Below are 17,081 nucleotides of genomic sequence, written 5' to 3'. Positions count from 1 at the left end.
TTTCTTTTCGTTGTTATGGAATAAGCATGCAAAGCTTTGACCGCCGATGGCAAGGGGCATTCCGGAGCAAAGTGCCAGTATTTTTGCCCAGGCGACTGCCTTTAATGCGCGCGCAGCGATACCAGTGACTTGCTGTGTTGGTAGCGGGCCAGTCGTTCGGCTAGTTCGGCGGGAAGAGGCTGGCCGGGTACGAAACCTCGGCACTGATAAAAACCCTGCAGGTCGGGATGGCAGAACAGCCAGACCGCTTCCGGATGCTCTGCCAGGGCGTGATCGAGCAAGGCCGCGGCCACGCCCTGGCGACGCAGTGCAGGGGCGACGAACAGCCCGGTGAGCCACTGCCCACCTGTCAAGGCTCGCAAGCTGAGGGCTGCGACGATGTCACCTGCGTACTCGGCGACCCAGATCTGGTCGTCCGCCTGACTGCGCATCGGCGAGCGATGGCCGCGGTAGAACTTGTCGACCAGGGGGCGCAGCTGGGGCGGCAATTGGCGGTAGCGGAATGGGCTCATCGGCACAGGGGAAGCGGGTGATGGGCCATTTAAGCAGAATCAGGCGCGTAAGGGTGCACCGCGGTTCTCGGCGCTAATCGCTGTACACGACGCTCCCTGTCGACGATTCAGGCTGGCGCCAGGCGGCGGCGTTCGGCGCGGATTTCCGGCAGGTCGTTGCGGCGCAGGTATAAGCGCAGCGGTTCGCTGAGATTGACCCGGTCGTCGATGCGCTGGTCCTGCAACCAGGCCAGGCGCTGGCGATCCAGGCGCATCAGCTCGCCTTGGTCGGCGTGCCAGACGTACTCGCAGGTCGGAGTGATGGTCTCGGCGGGCACGTCGAGGCCGAAGCTGTCTTCGGAAAAACGCAGCAGGTACTGGCCGGTCTTGGCATTAAAGCCAACGAAACCCTGCAGCTGGTCGGCGGCCTGGCAGATCTGGGCGGACGTGATACTCATGGCAAACCTCGTTTCCTATGGGGTTTGCAGGCAAGGCGAATGGTTCTGTTTATCGGCGCAGCCTAACGCCTGAACCGCTGGCTGTGCGTTGCCGTGGATCAAGGAAGCCGTTGCAGGGCCGGCAATACCTGCTCGCGAAGCAGCGGCGCCAAGTCATCGGGCAGGGGCAGGGCAGTATCGAGCCAGCGCAGTTCTTCCAGCTCGGCGGCGGCTTGTACCGCATGGGGCAAGGCGGCGCGATAGATGTCGGCCTGCACCCAGGTATCGGCTTCGTTGGCGGCGGGGGCGTGGAACTGGCCGAGTGGTTGCAACGCTGCGCTGTCCAGTTGCAGTTCCAGCTCCTCGAGCAATTCACGCTTGAGCGCAGCCAGTGCATCTTCGCCCGGCTCGCGCTTGCCGCCAGGCAGCATGAAGAAACCGGTATTGCGCTTGCGCACGAGCAGCAGGCGGCCTCGTTCGTCGAACAGGCAGGCCGCCGCAATCTCTAGGGTGTTTTTCATGGGATAAGCAGCGGGCGCCCGATCAGGGCGCCCGGCAGGCCTCAGCCAGCAAGGCCGACGTAGACATTCTGCACGTCGTCATGGCCGTCGATGGCCTCGAGGAAGGCCTCGACCTCTTCCATCTGTTCCGGCGTCAGGCTGGTTACCGGGTTCTTCGGGCGGTAGCCGAGCTTGGCCGAGTTGACGGTGAAGCCCTGCTCCGGCAGCGCCTTGCATACGGCGTCGAGGTCGGTCGGGTCGGTGATGAACAGCGTCGAGCCTTCGTCATCGGGCACGAAGTCCTGAGCGCCGGCTTCGATGGCGGCCAGTTCCGGGTCCGCACTTTCTTCGGTGCTGGCTTCGATCAGACCAACGTGGTCGAAGTCCCAGCTCACCGAGCCGGAGGCACCGAGCTGGCCCTTGCGGAACAGCACGCGAATCTCGGCGACGGTGCGGTTGACGTTATCTGTCAGGCACTCGACGATCACCGGCACCTGGTGCGGGGCGAAGCCTTCGTACTGGGTCCGCTCGTAGTTGACCACCTCACCGGACAGGCCGGCGCCTTTCTTGATGGCGCGATCCAGCGTGTCCTTGGGCATCGAGGCTTTCTTGGCCTGGTGCACGGCCAGGCGCAGCTTGGGGTTCATGTCCGGATCGGCGCCGTTACGCGCGGCGAGCATGATTTCCTTCACCAGCTTGCCGAAGATCTTGCCTCGGGCATTGGCGGCGGCTTCTTTGGGTTTGGCTTTCCACTGGGCGCCCATCTGGGGTCTCCTGGCCGATAGGTGAGACGGCGTCGCGCGAATCTGCGCGTGACGATCGGATAGGCTGCGGATTCTAGTGCCTTGCGCGGTTATCGGCACCTGCAATTTCCTGATGGGGCGAGCGCCCTTGCCGGCAACCGGCGAATCACACCAACGGCCGGGCTGCGACGTCGCTTGCCTGGCTCGCTCGGGCGAAGGAACATGACGCCCCTGCGCAATTGTCAAAAGGAGTTGTTCATGTCGCGTTGGGTCTTGCTTACCGCTCTGCTGCTGGCTGCGGGAATCGCCCAAGCCGCTCCCGAGCAGGTGCCGCTGTACCGGGAAATCAAGGATTGGGTCGTCGCCTGCGACAACCTGCGCAGATGCCAGGCGTTGAGTGCGCCGGAGAGTTTCGATTACCAGCCCTTGAGCCTCCAGCTCGAGCGCTCTGCAGGCGCCCAGGCGCAGCTACGACTGTCGTTGCACGANNCGAGCAAGGCGGCTATGCACCGCTGCGGCTCGACGGTCGGGCCTTGTCCACTGCAGGTCGCCTGCAGCCGATAGAAAATCAGGGTGAAACCACGTTGGTGGCCGAAGGCGCCGATGCTCAGGCAGTGCTGGCCGAGCTGCGCAATGGTGTGCAATTGCGCATGGAAGGTGAGCGCGAGTACGAGGCGGTGGTTTCGCTCAGTGGTCTTTCCGCTGCCTTGCTGCTGATGGATGCCGTGCAGGGGCGGGTGGACAGCCGCAGTGCCCTGTATCGTCCCGGCTCACGGCCCGACAGCGAGGTGCCCGCTGCGCCACCGGCGCCGCGTCTGCGCGCCTACCCCGGTGTCACGCCGATGAGCGAAGTGGAGCAGCGTGATATCGCTGAGCACGTAATGGCCGCGACCCGCAGCCAGTGGTTCGAAGAGGATATGAGCAGCGAGCCGGAGGCCGAGGCTTTTGCGCTCAACGACCAGGAGGCGCTGGTCATCATCCGAACCTGGTGCGCCGCCTACAACTGCGATTTTGCGGTGTATCGCGTCGGTCGTCAGGCGCCTTATGCCGAGCTCGATCTGCAGCTCGAGACGCCGCCGCTGGACCTTGGCGCGTTGTCCGGTTGGGTGAGTTACAACCCCGATAGCGGCGAGCTGGGCTACCTGTACAAGGGGCGAGGGATTGCCGATTGTGGTGAATCGGGCAGCTGGCGCTTCGATGGCGAGCGTTTTCAGCTGGCCTCGTTCAGTTATCTTGGCCGCTGTGCGGCGCGTAATCCGGGCGAGTGGCCCGAGTTGTGGCGCGTGGTCGAACCCTGATCCTGTACGGTTCCCGGCAGGGCCCGCTACAGGTAGCGCCAGATCAGTTGCACGCCAGCCAGCAGGATGCCCAGCCGCGCAATGCGGTAGAACCACAAGTGGTTGACCCGCGACTGCAGCCACAGCCCGCTCCATACCCCCAGCGGCACGATGGGCGCGAGCATCAGGCTGAGTAGCAGGTTCTCCTGGGTGAACTGGCCCAGCGCGGCGTAAGGGAACAGTTTGGCGGCGTTGGTCAGCAGAAAGAACAGGTTGATGGTAGCGACGAAGCGCACCTTGTCCAGCTGCTGCGGCAACAGGTGCATCATCACCGGCGGCCCGCCGGCATGGGCAACGAAACTGGTGAAGCCGGCCAGGCTCGACAACAAGGTGCCACGGCCGGCGCGTAGCGGCCGTGGCGCCTGGTTGCTCGCCAGCAGACCAAGGCCGACGAAGACGATGGCGATGGTGCCGATCAGTAGGCCGATGGCACGTTCGTCGAAGAAGCCAAAGGTCAGCGAGCCGATGCCGATACCGATCACCGCGCCCGGCAGCATGACCTTGAGGTTGGCCGTATCCCACTTGCCCCAGTAAGCCTTCAGCCCGACCACGTCGGCCAGGCAGAGAATCGGCAGCATCACCGCCACGGCCTGTTTCGGGGAGGTTGCCAATGCCAGCAGCGGCACGGCGATGCCGCCCAGGGCGCCGCCGAAACCGCCCTTGGACAGACCGGTGAGAAACACCGCCGGCAGGGCGAACAGAAGAAAATCGTGCAGGGTCATGGGCGTGACGTAACGGCGCTGAAGCGCGCAGGTTAGCAGCCGCGCGCGGCTGTGTGGCTTTTTTCCGTGGCCTCTGTGTCTGTCTGGCTCGGGGCGAGGCTGCTCTAATGCCTGCTCAATCAAGGCGAGGCTCATGCTCATGACACCCAAGGATCTGCTGCTGGCGCTGCTGGTAATCGTCGTCTGGGGGCTGAACTTCGTGGTGATCAAGGTCGGTCTGCACGGCATGCCGCCGATGCTGATGGGCGCCCTGCGTTTTCTGCTCGCGGCCTTCCCGGCGATCCTCTTCGTGCGCCGGCCGCAGGTGCCACTGCGCTGGATGCTGGTCTACGGCATGACCATCTCGCTGGGACAGTTCGCCTTCCTGTTCTATGCCATGTACGTCGGCATGCCGGCGGGCCTGGCGTCGCTGGTGCTGCAGTCGCAGGCGTTCTTTACCCTGTTCTTCGCCGCGCTGTTTCTCGGCGAGCGGCTGCGCGGCAGCAATCTGTTCGGCTTGCTGGTGGCGGCCAGCGGCCTGGTGTTGATCGGTTTGCAGGGTGGGCAGGCGATGACCCTTGCCGGTTTTGCCCTGACCATCGCGGCGGCGTCGATGTGGGCGCTGGGCAACGTAGTGACGCGCAAGTTGGGCAAGGTCAATCTGGTCGGCCTGGTGGTCTGGGGCAGTTTGGTTCCGCCGCTACCGTTCCTGGCGCTGTCGCTGTGGCTGGAGGGGCCGGAGTTGATCAGCCAGTCGCTGCGCAACCTCAACCTCGATTCCATGCTGGTGTTGGCCTACCTGGCGTTCGGCGCGACCATTCTCGGCTATGGTCTCTGGAGCCGCCTGCTGTCGCGCTACCCGGCCAGCCAGGTGGCGCCGTTCTCGCTACTGGTGCCGGTGGTGGGCATCAGCTCTTCGGCACTGCTGCTGGGCGAACGCCTTGGCGGTTTGCAGATGGTCGGCGCGGCGCTGGTGATGGCCGGGCTGCTGATCAATGTCTGGGGTGGACGCTTGCTCGACAACTGGCGCCAGCGCGCGCCGGGCGCTGTTTGACGCAGGTAGGGAAGCGTTCGAGGTCTGATCCAGACGCTGCCGGATCTTACGTGCAGGCGCTTGAGGCGTAACGATGTGCGCTGTTGTCAGCAGAGGTGCCCGAAGATTGGCGGCAGCCAGTCTTCGGGTCGGGGACGCGATCAGTCCTGGCGGCTGGTGACTTCCAGCAGGTGATAGCCGAACTGGGTCTTGACCGGGCCTTGCACCACGCCGACCGGCGCGCTGAAGACCACAGTGTCGAATTCCTTGACCATCTGGCCCGGGCCGAACGAGCCCAGGTCGCCGCCGCTGCGGCCGGACGGGCAGGTGGAGTTGTCGCGGGCCAGTTGGGCGAAGTCGGCACCGCCCTCGATGGCGGCTTTCAGTTCGTTGCACTTGTCTTCGCTGGCAACCAGGATGTGGCGTGCAGTGGCGCGGGCCATGGGGAGTACCTCCTATCGATAGAGGTGCAGAGCCTAGCGCAATCGCCTCGCTAAGCAAACGGAAAGCCGTTCGCTCGACGTTCAGCCTTTCATTGGCCGCCGGCTGCGCCGCTGGCGGCATGAGGGCTCCGTGCACCGGAAAAACCTTGCCTTGCGGTGGCAAGTCGCTGCCGCTAAGGCATGCGCCGAGCCCGTGATCAAAGGCCGGCAGCGGCTGGCCCGAAACCTGCTTTGCCTGTAGCGAATGCTTTTGGCGGGAGGCCATATGACCAGCATCAACAACAGCATACCTGCCATGCTCAGCTATTACGGCAGCCAGGCAAACAATCGTTCCAGCACCGCCAGTGGCGAAACCGACAGCCAGGCCAGCCAGGACCCGCTGGCCGATCTGCGGCGTTTCGCCAAGCAGGTGGTCGCGCGCAGTGAGGGTGGGCTGTTGCGTGTGATGAATGGCGGCGCGGCGACGCCGGCCAATGCCGTGCAGAACAGTGCCGACAATCAGGCGGCGGCGCCCTCGGTGATTCAGTTGCCGGATGTGACGCAACTCGATCGCGACGATGCCGCCAAGCTGCTGCAGCAGGTGCAGAAGATGGTCGACGCCGGCCTGGACGGCAGCGTGCGCATCGCCGGGCACAATGGCGACAAGCAGACCGACTCGCTGGAAACCTACCGCCAGTGGCTGCAGGAAAAGGGCGGGCTCAGCGTCTACGCCTGATCAGCCTGGTACCGGTTCGCTGTCGCCCATGTCTTCGCCGGTGATGACCCGGTTACGTCCGGCACGTTTGGCGGCGTAGGTACGCCTGTCAGCCGCCAGCATCAGCTCGTCGAGGGACTGCCCGTCCACCTTGAAGCTCGCCACGCCGGCGCTCAACGTCATGGCCAGGGCGATGCCGTCGTTCATCAACGGCTCGGCTGCCAGGCGCTCGCGCAGGTTCTCGGCGATATCGCGAGCCTGGCCCGCCGTGCTGCCGGGCAGCAGCACGGCAAATTCCTCACCTCCCAGGCGACAGAACAGATCGTTGATGCGCAGCCGTTGCGCCAGCGCCGTGGCGAAGTGGGCCAGGGCACGGTCGCCGACCTCGTGACCGAAGCGGTCATTGATCTGCTTGAAGTGATCGATATCGAGAAACACCAGCGAAAGCGGCGTGCTATTACGCAACGCATGGGCGCGTTCGCGTTCGAACACCTCGGCCAGTTTCAGCCGATTCGGCAGGCCGGTCAGGGCGTCGGTGGTGGCCTGCTCGGTCAGACGCCTTTCGTTGAGAATGCGGCTGCGCTCGTAGATGTGGGCGAAAATCATCACCGCCAGGCTGGCCAGGCCGAGGTTGGCGATGATCTCCACGTTCTGCAGCAGACCTTCGGAAGAGAATCGCCGAGTGAAGACGAACAGGCCGACGCCGACGAACAGGACCGAGCCGTACATGCCCAGGCGCAACCCCAGAAGCAGGTAGCAGATGATCGGAATCGACTGAATCCAGGCGAACACCGCGAAGGTGGTGTGGGTCTGAGCCAGCGCCAGGATCATGATGCTGAAGAACGGCAGCAGGTAAACCGCGGTCAATAGCTGCAGGTTGCGGGTTCGGTCGAGGATGGTCAGCAGATACAGTGATACAGCGGCGTAGCCGATCTCCAGTCCCGCCAGCAGCCAGTTATCGTGCAGCAGATTGACCACGGAGAAGAACAACCGCCGCTCAAGGTGATCCATAGCAAGGCTTTGAGGACCAGGCGTCGGTGTTGTTCGTTCTTGGCAGCGTAACCAGGCATCGGTGTTCTCGGGCGGAGTGAGGCAATTGCGACAGTGGTGCGATGGCGGCAAATGGCGTCATGCAGGAACCCTGCCGAGCCTGGTGAGTCCAGTGTTCGCAGGCATTCGAAGGGACGAGGAAACCGGTAATGATAGTGCGCCGGGAAATACGTCAGAATCACGACGTTAGTTGGGAGAGGGCTGTATGACAACAACAATGGACAAACGGGGATGGCATCGCTGCCTGCTGGCGCTGCTGTTGATGGGGGGGGGACTGGGCTTGGTTCAGGCCAGCGAGGATCTGGCGCTGATCGAGACGATCAATACCTATCGCAGCGAAGTGCAGCGTTGTGGCGTGCAGGCCTCCGAACCGTTGCCACCGTTGACCAACGACCCGCGCCTGATACTGCCCGCCAATGGCACCGCGGACCTGCAGGATTCGCTAAGTGCCTCCGGCTATCCGCTGGTCAACGTCCAGGCCATTACCCTCTCCGGCCCACGCAATGCGCAAGCGGCGATGCAGGCATTGAGCGAGAGCTTCTGCCGCGTGCTGCTCGACCCGCAGTTCATTGATATCGGCGTCAGCCAGGAGGATCGTGACTGGCGCATCGTGCTGGCAAGGCCGCTGCTCAGCGGGCGCCTGCAAACCTGGCAGACCGAGGGGGAAGGGCTGCTGCTGCTGGTCAATTCCGCCCGTGCCGAGGCGCGCCAGTGCGGCGACCAGGCATTCGCCGCGACGGCGCCGCTGGTATGGAGTGCTGAACTGGGCAGCGCTGCCGAGAGCCACAGCCGGGCCATGGCCAACGGCAACTTCTTCGCCCATCAGGGCCGCGACGGCCTGACGCCGGGTGATCGGGCCGAACTGGCGGGCTACGGCGGCACCACGGTGGGTGAGAATATCGCTGCCGCGCTGGACACCACCGCCAAGGTGGTCGAGGGCTGGCTGGCCAGCCCAGGACACTGCGCCAACATCATGAACCCGGCGTTCAGCGAGTTGGGCGCTGCCTACGCCAATGACCCGCAGAGCGATGCCGGCATTTACTGGACGGCATTGTTCGGCGGGCAATGACTCAGTTGACGCCGAACACCTTGGCCAGGTGCTGCTCGTAGCGCGCCACATCGCGCTCGACGTTCGGCACCTTCATCACGTCGTTGCACAGGAACGTGGGCAGGCCGCTCATGCCAAGGAACTCGTTGGCCTTGTGGAAGGGGAAATACACCGCGTCCACGCCCTTGCCCTCGAAAAAGTCGCTGGGGTCTTCGAAGGCCTGCAGCGGCGCGTTCCAGGTCAGCGACAGCATGTATTGCTTACCCTGGATCAGCCCGCCGCTGCCGTACTTCTGCGACGCATCGGAGCGCGTACGGCCGTCATTGGCGTAGAGGCTGCCGTGGCCGGCGGTGAACACCTCATCAAGGTACTTCTTCACCGTCCATGGGGCGCCCATCCACCAGCCGGGCATCTGGTAGATCACCACGTCGGCCCAGAGGATTTTCTGCACTTCATCCTCGACGTCGTAGCCGCCATCGATGAAGGTGGTCTTGATGTCGAAACCGGCGCGGTCGAGGAAGGCCACGGCAGCATCGTGCAGCGTGGCGTTGTACTGGCCGTCGGAATGGGCGAAGGCTTTGCCGCCGTTGAGCAGGAGGATCTTTTTCATCGGGGGTTCTCCAGAAAATGTGGCGGCAGGTTAACGAGCCCTACGCGGGCGAAACACCCCGGAACGCTCAAATTATTGTTGACTGAAAGTCATGAAAGTTAATTTCAGTCCTGCGTTAAGGTGAGGCATCTTCATTCTCACGAGACCTTTGTCATGCACGCCTTCATCCTCCACGCTCATACCAGGCCCGAGCAGGCCGAGGCCTTCGAGCAACTGTTTCGCGCCTACATCGAACCCAGCCGCGCTGAGCCCGGTTGCGTCCAGTACCACATGCTGCGCGACGCCCAGGACCCGACATTGTTCATCTTCTTTGAGGTCTGGGCGTCGCAGGCGGCGCTGGCCGAGCACATGGCATTGCCGCATATGCGTGCCTTCCATGAACGACGCATGGATTACCTGCGCCGCGATTTCGAGATTCGCGAGATCGTCATGCTCAGCCCGGCGGGTTGATCCAGTTGCGCCTACGCTGGCGCCTTTCACCGTCCGCCTTCTATGCTTGCGCTGAAGCTGGCCTGGCTCGACGCCGGGGACAGTCGACCATCTGGAGAACGACTGCTTGGAGAAGGCGCATGTTCGCTAATCGATTGAAGAAGGAGCTGCAGGAGAAAGAGGCCGAGCTGTCGTTGTACAAGCAGCTCTACGAAGGCATCCGGGCGCAGAAGATCATGGTGTCGATCGATCCCGAGAGGCGGATCGTCGACCTGAACGACAAGTTCGCCCGTTTCGTCGGCTATGCACCCGAGCAGTTGAAAGGTCGCCCGCTCAGCGACATCGTGCCGGCTTACGTCAAGGATCTACCATGCTTCAAGAACCTCAGCACCGCGATCAGCTTGGGTGAGTCGGTCAGCGATCGTTATCGTTTCCTGCGTAGCGATGGTGCGCTGGTGTGGGTGCAGGCCTCGTGGATGCCGCTGGCCGACGAGCGCGGTGTTGTGCGACAGATCCAGTGCATCGGCAGCGAAGTAACCGAGAGCATGAACAAGGCGCGTGAGAACGAAGACTTTATCAACGCGCTGCTGCGCTCCACCGCGGTGATCGAATTCGATCTTCAAGGCCAGGTGCTCACCGCCAACCAGCAATTTCTCGATGCCATGGGCTACAGCCTGGAACGGATCAGGGGCCAGCATCACCGGATCTTCTGTGAGCCGCAGGAGGCGTCGTCCAGCGAGTACGCCCACTTCTGGGAGCGGCTCAACCGTGGCGAGTTCGTCGCCGGGCGTTTCAAACGGGTGGACAGCCATGGCCGGGCCGTCTGGCTGGAGGCCACCTACAACCCGGTGCACGACACGCAGAACCGCCTGTACAAGGTGGTCAAGTTCGCCACCGTGATCACCGAGCAGGTCAACCGCGAGGAAGAGGTCAACGATGCCGCCGACACCGCCTACGGCATCTCTCAGCGCACCGATACCACCGCACAGCAGGGCGCCCAGGTGGTGACCGAGACGGTGCAGACCATGCAGCGTATCGCCCAGGAGATGACGTCGGCGTCCGAAGGGATCGAAGCCCTCGGCAAGCAATCAATACTGATCAGCACCATGGTGCAGACCATCGGCGGCATCGCCCAGCAGACCAACCTGCTGGCGCTCAATGCTGCCATCGAGGCTGCGCGGGCGGGCGAGCAGGGACGCGGCTTCGCCGTGGTGGCTGATGAGGTGCGTCAGTTGGCCAGCCGCACCAGCAAGGCCACCGAGGAGATCGTCGGAGTCGTGCAGGACAACCAGCGGCTGGTGGATGCCGCCGTGCGCGATATGGCCAGCAGTCGCGCCCAGGCCGAAACCGGGTTGGCCCTAGCCAACCAGGCGGGCGACGTGATCGTCGAAATTCGCCAGGGCGCCAAGCAGGTTCTCGGAGCAGTGGAGCGATTCGCCCGGCAGTTGCATTAGGCCGGTACAGCCCGCAGACGCGGGCGCTCCACTGGCGTCGTCAGGCCCTTGTCGTGCTCGTCGAGCACCTTCCTGACGATACGCATCACCTCGACGTTGGCGTCCTCCATGGTGGCCAGGTTGTCCAACGTCTCTTGCAGCCGACCTTCGGCGAAGGCGGTGATGGCCTGGGCGCCGCACTGGTGAACCTGCTCGTGCGGATGTTCGATCTGACGGAACTCGCGGTTGCCCTGCAGCGCCGCGTTGCCTTCGCCGTAGTACCAGCGCCCGAACAGGCACTGCTCTTCGCTGGGCAGGTCGCGGGCATTGCCCTTGCCGTTGAGAATCGCCTGGTAGACCGAGGCCTTGAGCGACAGCTCGGCGAGGTTGGCCAGCTCGATGCCGGAGCGGAAGAACGACTGGCTGATCTCGTGGTGCATGCGCTGCGCCTGGCCGTGAACGTTGAGCATGGCGCCGCTGGCTTCGGTGGTCATGGCATGGAAATGACCGGCGCTGCCGGTGTGTTGCTGAATTTCCTGCTGGGCCGCATGGATCACGCTCTGGATATCTGCCGTCTCGCGAACGATGTCCTGAGTAGCGCTGGCAGTTTTCTCCGCCAGATCGCGGATTTCACCAGCGACCACAGCGAAGCCGCGACCGGATTCCCCTGCGCGCGCCGCCTCGATGGCGGCATTGAGTGCCAGCAGGTTGGTCTGGCTGGCGATACTGCCGATCAGGCCGACGATGCGGTCGATTTCACTGGCGCGCTTGACCAGTTCCGATATGCGCTCATTGAGGCTGGCCAGGCCGTCCTCCATGCGTTGCGACTCCTCTTGCAACTGGCCGAACTTGAGTTTGTTCTGAATCGCTGCATTGGCCACGTCCTGGGCGCGACGATTGTTCTCATCGAGACGCGCGTTGAGATAACTGAAGGAGTCGCCGACATGCTCGATGGATAGGCCGAACTTGAGCAGATTACCCGCCAGCCCCTGGTAGAAGCTCAGGTCGCTCTGCAGCCGGGTGTCCTCCTGGCTGGCCTGTAGTGCGCTGCGCAGATGTTGGGTTTCCTGCTCGCTGGCGGTGAGGCGAGCGAGTAGGGCGTGATGGTCGGCTTCGAGGCTGCGATGGCGTTTGGCGCTGACGAAAAACATGGCGGTATCCGGCACGAAAAGAAGAGGTCACGGAGGACATTTCAGGTTTCGTGCCAGCACCTGGCGGCTTGCAAATCAATGACTTGTCGTTTCGTTGTCATCATGACTTGATGTCAATCTGACATTTTACGGTGTTAATGACCTGATGTAGCACCGGACTGTCGCCAGGCCGGCAAGGTGTCAATGACTGTAGCCCGGCTTCTGGCGAATGGTCTTGAGCAGGTCGTCTGGGCTGATATGACCGACCACCTGGGTGGCGGCACTACCAGGCTGCGGTAGGTCGAGGATGTGGCCCTTCATCTTGCCGATCACGTGCATCTCGCACGGTTTGCAATCGAACTTCAGGGTCAGCACTTCATCACCGTGCACCAGTTGCATTGGCGCGACCTTGGTCTTCACCCCGGTGACGCCCTTGGCCTGCTTGGGGCACAGGTTGAAGGAAAAACGCAGGCAGTGCTTGGTGATCATCACCGGCACTTCGCCTTCTTCTTCGTGGGCCTCGTAGGCGGCGTCGATCAGTTGTACGCCGTGGCGGTGATAGAACTCGCGGGCCTTGTGGTTGTAGACGTTGGCCAGGAACGACAGGTGCGACTCGGGGTACACCGGCGGTGGGTTGCTCTCGGCCTTGCGGCGGCCGCGCGGGTGGGCCGCGACGCGGGCTTCTGTCAGCGCCTCGATGGCCTCGCGGCGCAGGCTTTTCAGCTGCGAATTGGGCACGAAGAACGCCTGTGGTGCATCCAGGTTGACGCCTTGGGCGTGGTAGATGGTGGTGCCGAGCTGGGTGAGCAGGTCGCGCAGGCCGTCGAGCGCCTGTTCCGGCTTGTTGGCCACGCCGAACGGGCCGGGCAGGGCGACGTCGACGCTGATGCCTTCTTCGCTGGTGGCGGTGAGCTTGAGGGCGTCTTCACGCAACTCGGCCTTCCAGCTCACGCCGATGCGTCGTTCCGCCGAGGTTTTCTGCAGCGCCTGTTGCCAGTTATGGTCGAGGTTGCGCGAGAGCGGGTGATTCGGGCGCAGGCGGAACAGGCCTTCGGGCATCTCGTTGGGCTCGACGCGGTAGCGGTAGCGCTTCTCGCCGTCTTCCTCGAACTCGCCTTTCAGTTCAGCGATATTGGCGCGGAAACCGACGACTTCGCGCTTGACCAGCACGTTGAGGCCGTCGCCGTTGGACAACGGCTCATGGGTGACGGCGATCAGGTCACGCTTGCCCACCTTTTCGACATGGCCGACAGCGAGCCCGGTAAAGGTCGGCGAGTCGAAGGCGCCGATGTCCACTTTGCGCTCGGTGACGAAGTAGTCGGTGCTGCCGCGGTGGAAGGTCTTGTCCGGATCCGGCACGAAGAAGTGCGCGGTGCGGCCGCTGGAGGCGCGGGCGAGATCCGGGCGGTCTTCGAGAATCGCGTCGAGTTCGCGGCGGTAGTGAGCGGTGATGTTCTTCACGTAGGCCACATCCTTGTAGCGGCCCTCGATCTTGAACGAGCGCACACCCGCCTCGACCAGGGCGCGCAGGTTGGCGCTCTGGTTGTTGTCCTTCATCGACAGCAGGTGTTTCTCGAAGGCGATCACGCCGCCTTTTTCATCCTTGAGTGTGTAGGGCAGGCGGCAGGCCTGAGAGCAGTCGCCGCGGTTGGCGCTGCGCCCGGTCTGCGCGTGAGAGATGTTGCACTGCCCGGAGAAGGCCACGCACAGCGCGCCGTGGATGAAGAATTCGATGGCAGCATCGGTTTCATCGGCGATGGCGCGGATTTCCTGCAGGTTCAGCTCGCGGGCCAGCACCAGTTGGGAGAAGCCAGCCTGGTCGAGAAACTTGGCGCGGCCCAGGGTGCGGATATCGGTCTGGGTACTGGCGTGCAGCTCGATGGGCGGAATGTCCAGGTCCAGCACACCCAGGTCCTGCACGATCAACGCGTCCACGCCCGCGTCGTAGAGCTGGTGGATCAGCGCGCGCGCCGGCTCCAGCTCGTCGTCATGCAGGATGGTGTTGATGGTGGTGAAGATGCGCGCGTGGTAGCGGCGGGCGAATTCCACCAGTCTGGCGATATCGCTCACCTCGTTACAGGCGTTGTGCCGCGCGCCGAAGCTCGGGCCGCCGATGTAGACGGCGTCGGCGCCATGCAGGATGGCCTCGCGGGCGATCTCGACGTCGCGGGCAGGGCTGAGCAGTTCCAGGTGGTTCTTGGGCAAGGACATGGTTTTTTCTTTATCAGGCGGCACGGGCAAGCTGCGCATTGTAGCGGCAGCCCGTGGCATCGGCACACGTCCCGACGAGCGTTCCTGCGACAAAGCTTGGAAACGGCCCCTATTGGGTAGCAGCGAATTTATTCGCGATCATCGTCGGGCGCCCAAGCCTTCGCGAATAAATTCGCTCCTACCGGCCATGCGTCCCGGTGACCCGCGTGCAGGAGAGGCCTCTTGCAGGCTGAAAAGGTCGAATGCAATCAGGCTCCGGGGAGAAGGCAGCCAGGCGCCTGCGGCCCTGAGTGAACAGCATTACCCTTGTAGGAGCGAATTATTCGCGATCGTGGGCGGGCATTGGGCCAAAGCTTATCGCGAATAAATTCGCTCCTACGGGTATGTTGGGGCTGAAAATTCTGGCGCTTCCAGGCCTGCAGGGCCAGCGGCCAGGCTGTTTCGCGGCGGCCAACTGTGGGACAGTAGCGCCCTTTTTCAGCGGGAGGCGTTGCGATGGACAACAGAGGGTTGGAGAAGCTCGATCAGTGGCTGCTCAAGTACGGCAACGATGACTCGATCCTCTCTGCCAGCGAACTGGACGGCTATTTCGCCGCCATTGTCTCTGCGCCGCGCCAGGTCGCGCCGGCCGTCTGGTATGCAGCGATCTGGGCCGACCAGCCACCGCAATGGCCGAGCGACAAGGACGGCGAGCGCTTCATGAAGCTGGCGGTGGAACTGATGAGCGAAGCCACCTACATGCTCAGCGAAGAGCCGGACGACTACGAGGCGATCTTCCTCGCCGACGACAACGGCAAGGGCGAGAAACTGATCGTTTCCGAATGGTGCGCCGGCTATCTGCGAGGCGCGGCGGTGGCCGGCTGGCTGGAAGCCTCGCTGCCCGACTCGGTGGCGGCAGCCCTGGCGTTGATCACTCTGCACGGCGACGAAAGCGGCACCGAGACGCTCAAGGCCATGTCCGACGCGGAATATGACGCCAGCACGGCGCTGATAGAGCCGGCTGCTGTCGAGCTCTACGAGTACTGGCAGCAGAACCTCGAGCCGGTGCTGCCGGTGCGCCGGGACGACACCAAGGTGGGTCGCAACGACCCTTGCACCTGTGGCAGTGGCAAGAAATACAAGCAGTGCTGCATGCGCTGACTCCCCCTGCCGCAGCCGGCCGGCTTGGGTTCGATACCTGCGCCAGCCGGCGGCTGCATGGCCGGGTGATGCCGCTCAGCTGAGCAGTTCGGCAAACGCCTTGTCTGCCTCCAGCACCGCCGGCAGCGCCTCGAACAGCTTGTCCAGGTCGACCTCTTCGAACAACGGGCCTTCCAGGCTCTGTCTGGCCTGCTCGTTGACACCGTGCGAGTCGATGCATTCGGCTACGGTCACCGACTGGGCCAGCAGGCGCGCATAGCGACTGTCACCGGGCGACTGGGTTGGACGTGCCTGATAGGCGATGGCGTGCTGGATCAGCGCCGGCAATTGCCAGCGTCGTGCCAGTTCGGCGCCGACCTCCGGGTAGCCGAAGCCCAGTTGCAGGGTTTCCTCGGCGGCGTGGGCGGTGGCCTCGCGTTTCGGGTGACGGTTCATGCGCCGGGCGAAATCCGGCGCGCCGGTCTGGATCAGCAACTCGCCGATGTTGTGCATCATGCCGCAGGTGAAGGCCGCGTCGGTGTCCAGCTTTAACTGCTTGGCCAGGCAGCGGGCGATACTGGCGACGCGGAAGCTGCGAATCCAAAACCCCTTGAGGTCGAAGCCGGTGTCGGTCTTGAACGCGCCCGTCATGGCCGAGGCCAGCACCAGCGTACGCAGGGTGTTGAAACCCAGGCGCATGGCGGCGTCCTCAACGCTCACCGCTTCGCGCGCGCCGCGAAAACGGGGCGAGTTGGCCAGGCGCAATACCTTGGCGGCGATAACCGGGTCACGCTCGATGTTGCGCGCCACGCTTTCCAGGCTGGAGGAGGGGTTGTCGAACTGTTGGATCAGCTCCTGCGCGACCTTCGGAATGCTGGGCAGGGTGTGCAGTTGGGCAAAGAGACTTTCGATATCCATGTTGGCTCCGGTGGCTACGGGCGCGGCTCTGGCGCTCGGTGAGAAGGTGCTCTTTGAGCATAGTCGCGCCGGCCATCGCATCCAGTCTCACAGCCGCTTGCTAGAGCTTTTTTCACCGCCCGGCCCGCTCTCGCACAAGCGCCACGAAGCATGGGTCGTCCGTGGCCAGTGCGGCAGAGTCCGCCGCTACTGGCGCGGCGCTGGGCTGGTCTCACCCGTAGCCGACCACAGGCGATAGCGCACCTCGATATCGTCCGGCGCGTAGATCACCAGCGGCAGCTTGCTGTTGTAGCGCACCAGCTGCGGCTCGCCGCCAACGCGTACGAATGCCTGCTTGCGGCTGCCGTCCGGGCAGGCCATCAGCGTGCTAACAGCCGGGCCGACCTGGCCCAGTTCGTAATAGCTGTAGCCCCAGCCTTCCACGGTCTTTTCCTGCCACTGACCGCCCAGGCGGTGTTGGTTGCAGTCCACCTCCAGTGTCTTGCCGGCGATGATCTCTACCTTGTACTCGGCTTCGTTGGCTTGCGCCGGCAGCTCGATCACATGGCGGCTATAGCCTTCGCCGGCTGCAGGGTAGGGTTTCAGCGCCTCGGGTGTGGCGGCGCAGGCCGCCAGGGGCAGCGCGCAGGCGAGGGTGAACAACGGCAGCTTGAGTCGGTTCATAATGATTCCTTGCTGAAGGGCCTTTTGAGCCATCCGTGAGTGGGAAACCGCCGGGGTCGGCGGAGCAGCACAGACCCTTTTCAATAGGTCT

General features: G+C 63.5%; 20 protein-coding genes and 2 pseudogenes. 9 read left to right on the top strand and 13 right to left on the bottom strand.

The genetic code is table 11. The features are described from left to right. Positions 1–101 precede the first annotated feature (101 nt). The 4 genes from B3P22_RS09795 to B3P22_RS09780 all read right to left on the bottom strand — a co-directional run bounded on the left by B3P22_RS09795 (position 102) and on the right by B3P22_RS09780 (position 2,192). Positions 102–512: a GNAT family N-acetyltransferase gene (locus tag B3P22_RS09795; RefSeq protein ID WP_296270831.1), complete on the bottom strand. Its 411-nt coding sequence runs from the start codon at positions 510–512 to the stop codon at positions 102–104. Positions 513–619: 107 nt separating this feature from the next. Beyond that, positions 620–949 carry a DUF2025 family protein gene (locus B3P22_RS09790; protein WP_296270830.1) on the bottom strand — a complete coding sequence of 110 codons (330 nt, stop codon included), beginning with the start codon at positions 947–949 and terminating at the stop codon, positions 620–622. A 98-nt stretch (positions 950–1,047) separates the two neighbouring features. Next, positions 1,048–1,449 (bottom strand): NUDIX hydrolase, encoded by a 402-nt coding sequence (locus B3P22_RS09785; RefSeq protein ID WP_296270829.1) that lies wholly within the window; start codon positions 1,447–1,449, stop codon positions 1,048–1,050. A gap of 41 nt (positions 1,450–1,490) precedes the next feature. Next, a complete protein-coding gene (locus tag B3P22_RS09780) occupies positions 1,491–2,192 on the bottom strand; it encodes a YebC/PmpR family DNA-binding transcriptional regulator (protein WP_296270828.1) in 702 nt (233 codons plus the stop codon). Between the two features lie 201 nt (positions 2,193–2,393). Here B3P22_RS09780 and B3P22_RS23730 point away from each other — a divergent pair, with 201 nt between their 5' ends. After that, entirely contained in the window at positions 2,394–2,735 is a 342-nt protein-coding gene (locus B3P22_RS23730; protein ID WP_422662678.1) for a DUF1176 domain-containing protein, read from the top strand. Beyond that, positions 2,705–3,469 carry a DUF1176 domain-containing protein gene (locus B3P22_RS09775; protein WP_349681630.1) on the top strand — a complete coding sequence of 255 codons (765 nt, stop codon included), beginning with the start codon at positions 2,705–2,707 and terminating at the stop codon, positions 3,467–3,469. Before B3P22_RS23730 ends, B3P22_RS09775 begins: the two co-directional genes overlap by 31 nt. Positions 3,470–3,495: 26 nt before the next feature. Here the strand turns inward: B3P22_RS09775 and B3P22_RS09770 are convergent, their stop codons facing one another. Next, complete coding sequence (locus B3P22_RS09770; protein WP_275545784.1) at positions 3,496–4,230, bottom strand: sulfite exporter TauE/SafE family protein; 735 nt, start codon at positions 4,228–4,230, stop codon at positions 3,496–3,498. A gap of 139 nt (positions 4,231–4,369) precedes the next feature. Between B3P22_RS09770 and B3P22_RS09765 the strand changes: the two genes are divergently transcribed. Further along, positions 4,370–5,263: an EamA family transporter gene (locus B3P22_RS09765; protein WP_296270887.1), complete on the top strand. Its 894-nt coding sequence runs from the start codon at positions 4,370–4,372 to the stop codon at positions 5,261–5,263. A gap of 140 nt (positions 5,264–5,403) precedes the next feature. Here B3P22_RS09765 and B3P22_RS09760 read toward each other — a convergent pair whose 3' ends face one another. After that, positions 5,404–5,685, bottom strand: coding sequence for a peptidylprolyl isomerase (locus B3P22_RS09760; RefSeq protein ID WP_090430990.1), 282 nt, complete (start codon positions 5,683–5,685; stop codon positions 5,404–5,406). 265 nt (positions 5,686–5,950) lie between these two features. On the opposite strand from B3P22_RS09760, the gene B3P22_RS09755 reads away from it, so the two are divergent. Further along, positions 5,951–6,400: a hypothetical protein gene (locus tag B3P22_RS09755; RefSeq protein WP_296270827.1), complete on the top strand. Its 450-nt coding sequence runs from the start codon at positions 5,951–5,953 to the stop codon at positions 6,398–6,400. Here the strand turns inward: B3P22_RS09755 and B3P22_RS09750 are convergent, their stop codons facing one another. Beyond that, complete coding sequence (locus tag B3P22_RS09750; protein ID WP_296270826.1) at positions 6,401–7,390, bottom strand: GGDEF domain-containing protein; 990 nt, start codon at positions 7,388–7,390, stop codon at positions 6,401–6,403. 244 nt (positions 7,391–7,634) lie between these two features. Here B3P22_RS09750 and B3P22_RS09745 point away from each other — a divergent pair, with 244 nt between their 5' ends. Beyond that, positions 7,635–8,498 (top strand): CAP domain-containing protein, encoded by an 864-nt coding sequence (locus B3P22_RS09745; protein WP_296270825.1) that lies wholly within the window; start codon positions 7,635–7,637, stop codon positions 8,496–8,498. A gap of 1 nt (position 8,499) precedes the next feature. Here B3P22_RS09745 and B3P22_RS09740 read toward each other — a convergent pair whose 3' ends face one another. Beyond that, the gene (locus tag B3P22_RS09740) at positions 8,500–9,087 is read right to left on the bottom strand and encodes an NAD(P)H-dependent oxidoreductase (RefSeq protein WP_296270824.1); all 588 of its coding nucleotides are present in this window, start codon (positions 9,085–9,087) and stop codon (positions 8,500–8,502) included. 153 nt (positions 9,088–9,240) lie between these two features. On the opposite strand from B3P22_RS09740, the gene B3P22_RS09735 reads away from it, so the two are divergent. The 3 genes and pseudogenes from B3P22_RS09735 to B3P22_RS23895 all read left to right on the top strand — a co-directional run bounded on the left by B3P22_RS09735 (position 9,241) and on the right by B3P22_RS23895 (position 10,970). Beyond that, the gene (locus B3P22_RS09735) at positions 9,241–9,537 is read left to right on the top strand and encodes a putative quinol monooxygenase (RefSeq protein ID WP_296270823.1); all 297 of its coding nucleotides are present in this window, start codon (positions 9,241–9,243) and stop codon (positions 9,535–9,537) included. Between the two features lie 119 nt (positions 9,538–9,656). After that, positions 9,657–10,385, top strand: a pseudogene (locus B3P22_RS23900) (PAS domain-containing protein); the annotation flags it as partial. After that, a complete protein-coding gene (locus B3P22_RS23895; protein WP_419096427.1) occupies positions 10,365–10,970 on the top strand; it encodes a methyl-accepting chemotaxis protein in 606 nt (201 codons plus the stop codon). The pseudogene B3P22_RS23900 and the gene B3P22_RS23895, both read left to right, overlap by 21 nt. Here the strand turns inward: B3P22_RS23895 and B3P22_RS23890 are convergent. From B3P22_RS23890 to B3P22_RS09720, 3 genes and pseudogenes are all read right to left on the bottom strand, one after another. Then, complete coding sequence (locus tag B3P22_RS23890; protein ID WP_419096426.1) at positions 10,967–11,389, bottom strand: CZB domain-containing protein; 423 nt, start codon at positions 11,387–11,389, stop codon at positions 10,967–10,969. The genes B3P22_RS23895 and B3P22_RS23890 overlap by 4 nt on opposite strands. A 42-nt stretch (positions 11,390–11,431) precedes the next feature. Further along, positions 11,432–11,767 (bottom strand): annotated as a pseudogene (locus B3P22_RS23885) (methyl-accepting chemotaxis protein); the annotation flags it as partial. 513 nt (positions 11,768–12,280) lie between these two features. Then, positions 12,281–14,290: a peptidase U32 family protein gene (locus tag B3P22_RS09720; protein ID WP_296270820.1), complete on the bottom strand. Its 2,010-nt coding sequence runs from the start codon at positions 14,288–14,290 to the stop codon at positions 12,281–12,283. Positions 14,291–14,785: 495 nt separating this feature from the next. Between B3P22_RS09720 and B3P22_RS09715 the strand changes: the two genes are divergently transcribed. Further along, complete coding sequence (locus B3P22_RS09715; protein WP_197856103.1) at positions 14,786–15,430, top strand: YecA family protein; 645 nt, start codon at positions 14,786–14,788, stop codon at positions 15,428–15,430. A gap of 75 nt (positions 15,431–15,505) precedes the next feature. Here B3P22_RS09715 and B3P22_RS09710 read toward each other — a convergent pair whose 3' ends face one another. Then, the gene (locus B3P22_RS09710; protein ID WP_197856102.1) at positions 15,506–16,327 is read right to left on the bottom strand and encodes an HDOD domain-containing protein; all 822 of its coding nucleotides are present in this window, start codon (positions 16,325–16,327) and stop codon (positions 15,506–15,508) included. 186 nt (positions 16,328–16,513) lie between these two features. After that, positions 16,514–16,990, bottom strand: coding sequence for a serine protease inhibitor ecotin (gene eco / locus B3P22_RS09705; RefSeq protein WP_296270819.1), 477 nt, complete (start codon positions 16,988–16,990; stop codon positions 16,514–16,516). Positions 16,991–17,081: the final 91 nt, after the last annotated feature.

Source organism: Pseudomonas sp. UBA6323, assembly GCF_002439135.1.
In the GTDB taxonomy this organism is placed as follows: Bacteria; Pseudomonadota; Gammaproteobacteria; order Pseudomonadales; family Pseudomonadaceae; genus Aquipseudomonas.
The sequence above is the reverse complement of the archived record's forward strand: the minus strand, read 5'-3'. Positions and strand labels throughout refer to the sequence as shown.

Coding starts and splice junctions, on each gene's coding strand:
- B3P22_RS09745 (WP_296270825.1), top strand. CDS start 7,635: ATGACAACAACAATGGACAAACGGGGATGGCATCGCTGCCTGCTGGCG.
- B3P22_RS09790 (WP_296270830.1), bottom strand. CDS start 949: ATGAGTATCACGTCCGCCCAGATCTGCCAGGCCGCCGACCAGCTGCAG.
- B3P22_RS09770 (WP_275545784.1), bottom strand. CDS start 4,230: ATGACCCTGCACGATTTTCTTCTGTTCGCCCTGCCGGCGGTGTTTCTC.
- B3P22_RS09750 (WP_296270826.1), bottom strand. CDS start 7,390: ATGGATCACCTTGAGCGGCGGTTGTTCTTCTCCGTGGTCAATCTGCTG.
- B3P22_RS09785 (WP_296270829.1), bottom strand. CDS start 1,449: ATGAAAAACACCCTAGAGATTGCGGCGGCCTGCCTGTTCGACGAACGA.
- B3P22_RS09765 (WP_296270887.1), top strand. CDS start 4,370: ATGACACCCAAGGATCTGCTGCTGGCGCTGCTGGTAATCGTCGTCTGG.
- B3P22_RS09710 (WP_197856102.1), bottom strand. CDS start 16,327: ATGGATATCGAAAGTCTCTTTGCCCAACTGCACACCCTGCCCAGCATT.
- B3P22_RS09740 (WP_296270824.1), bottom strand. CDS start 9,087: ATGAAAAAGATCCTCCTGCTCAACGGCGGCAAAGCCTTCGCCCATTCC.
- B3P22_RS09720 (WP_296270820.1), bottom strand. CDS start 14,290: ATGTCCTTGCCCAAGAACCACCTGGAACTGCTCAGCCCTGCCCGCGAC.
- B3P22_RS09780 (WP_296270828.1), bottom strand. CDS start 2,192: ATGGGCGCCCAGTGGAAAGCCAAACCCAAAGAAGCCGCCGCCAATGCC.
- B3P22_RS09760 (WP_090430990.1), bottom strand. CDS start 5,685: ATGGCCCGCGCCACTGCACGCCACATCCTGGTTGCCAGCGAAGACAAG.
- B3P22_RS09795 (WP_296270831.1), bottom strand. CDS start 512: ATGAGCCCATTCCGCTACCGCCAATTGCCGCCCCAGCTGCGCCCCCTG.
- eco (WP_296270819.1), bottom strand. CDS start 16,990: ATGAACCGACTCAAGCTGCCGTTGTTCACCCTCGCCTGCGCGCTGCCC.
- B3P22_RS09755 (WP_296270827.1), top strand. CDS start 5,951: ATGACCAGCATCAACAACAGCATACCTGCCATGCTCAGCTATTACGGC.
- B3P22_RS09735 (WP_296270823.1), top strand. CDS start 9,241: ATGCACGCCTTCATCCTCCACGCTCATACCAGGCCCGAGCAGGCCGAG.
- B3P22_RS09715 (WP_197856103.1), top strand. CDS start 14,786: ATGGACAACAGAGGGTTGGAGAAGCTCGATCAGTGGCTGCTCAAGTAC.
- B3P22_RS23890 (WP_419096426.1), bottom strand. CDS start 11,389: ATGCACCACGAGATCAGCCAGTCGTTCTTCCGCTCCGGCATCGAGCTG.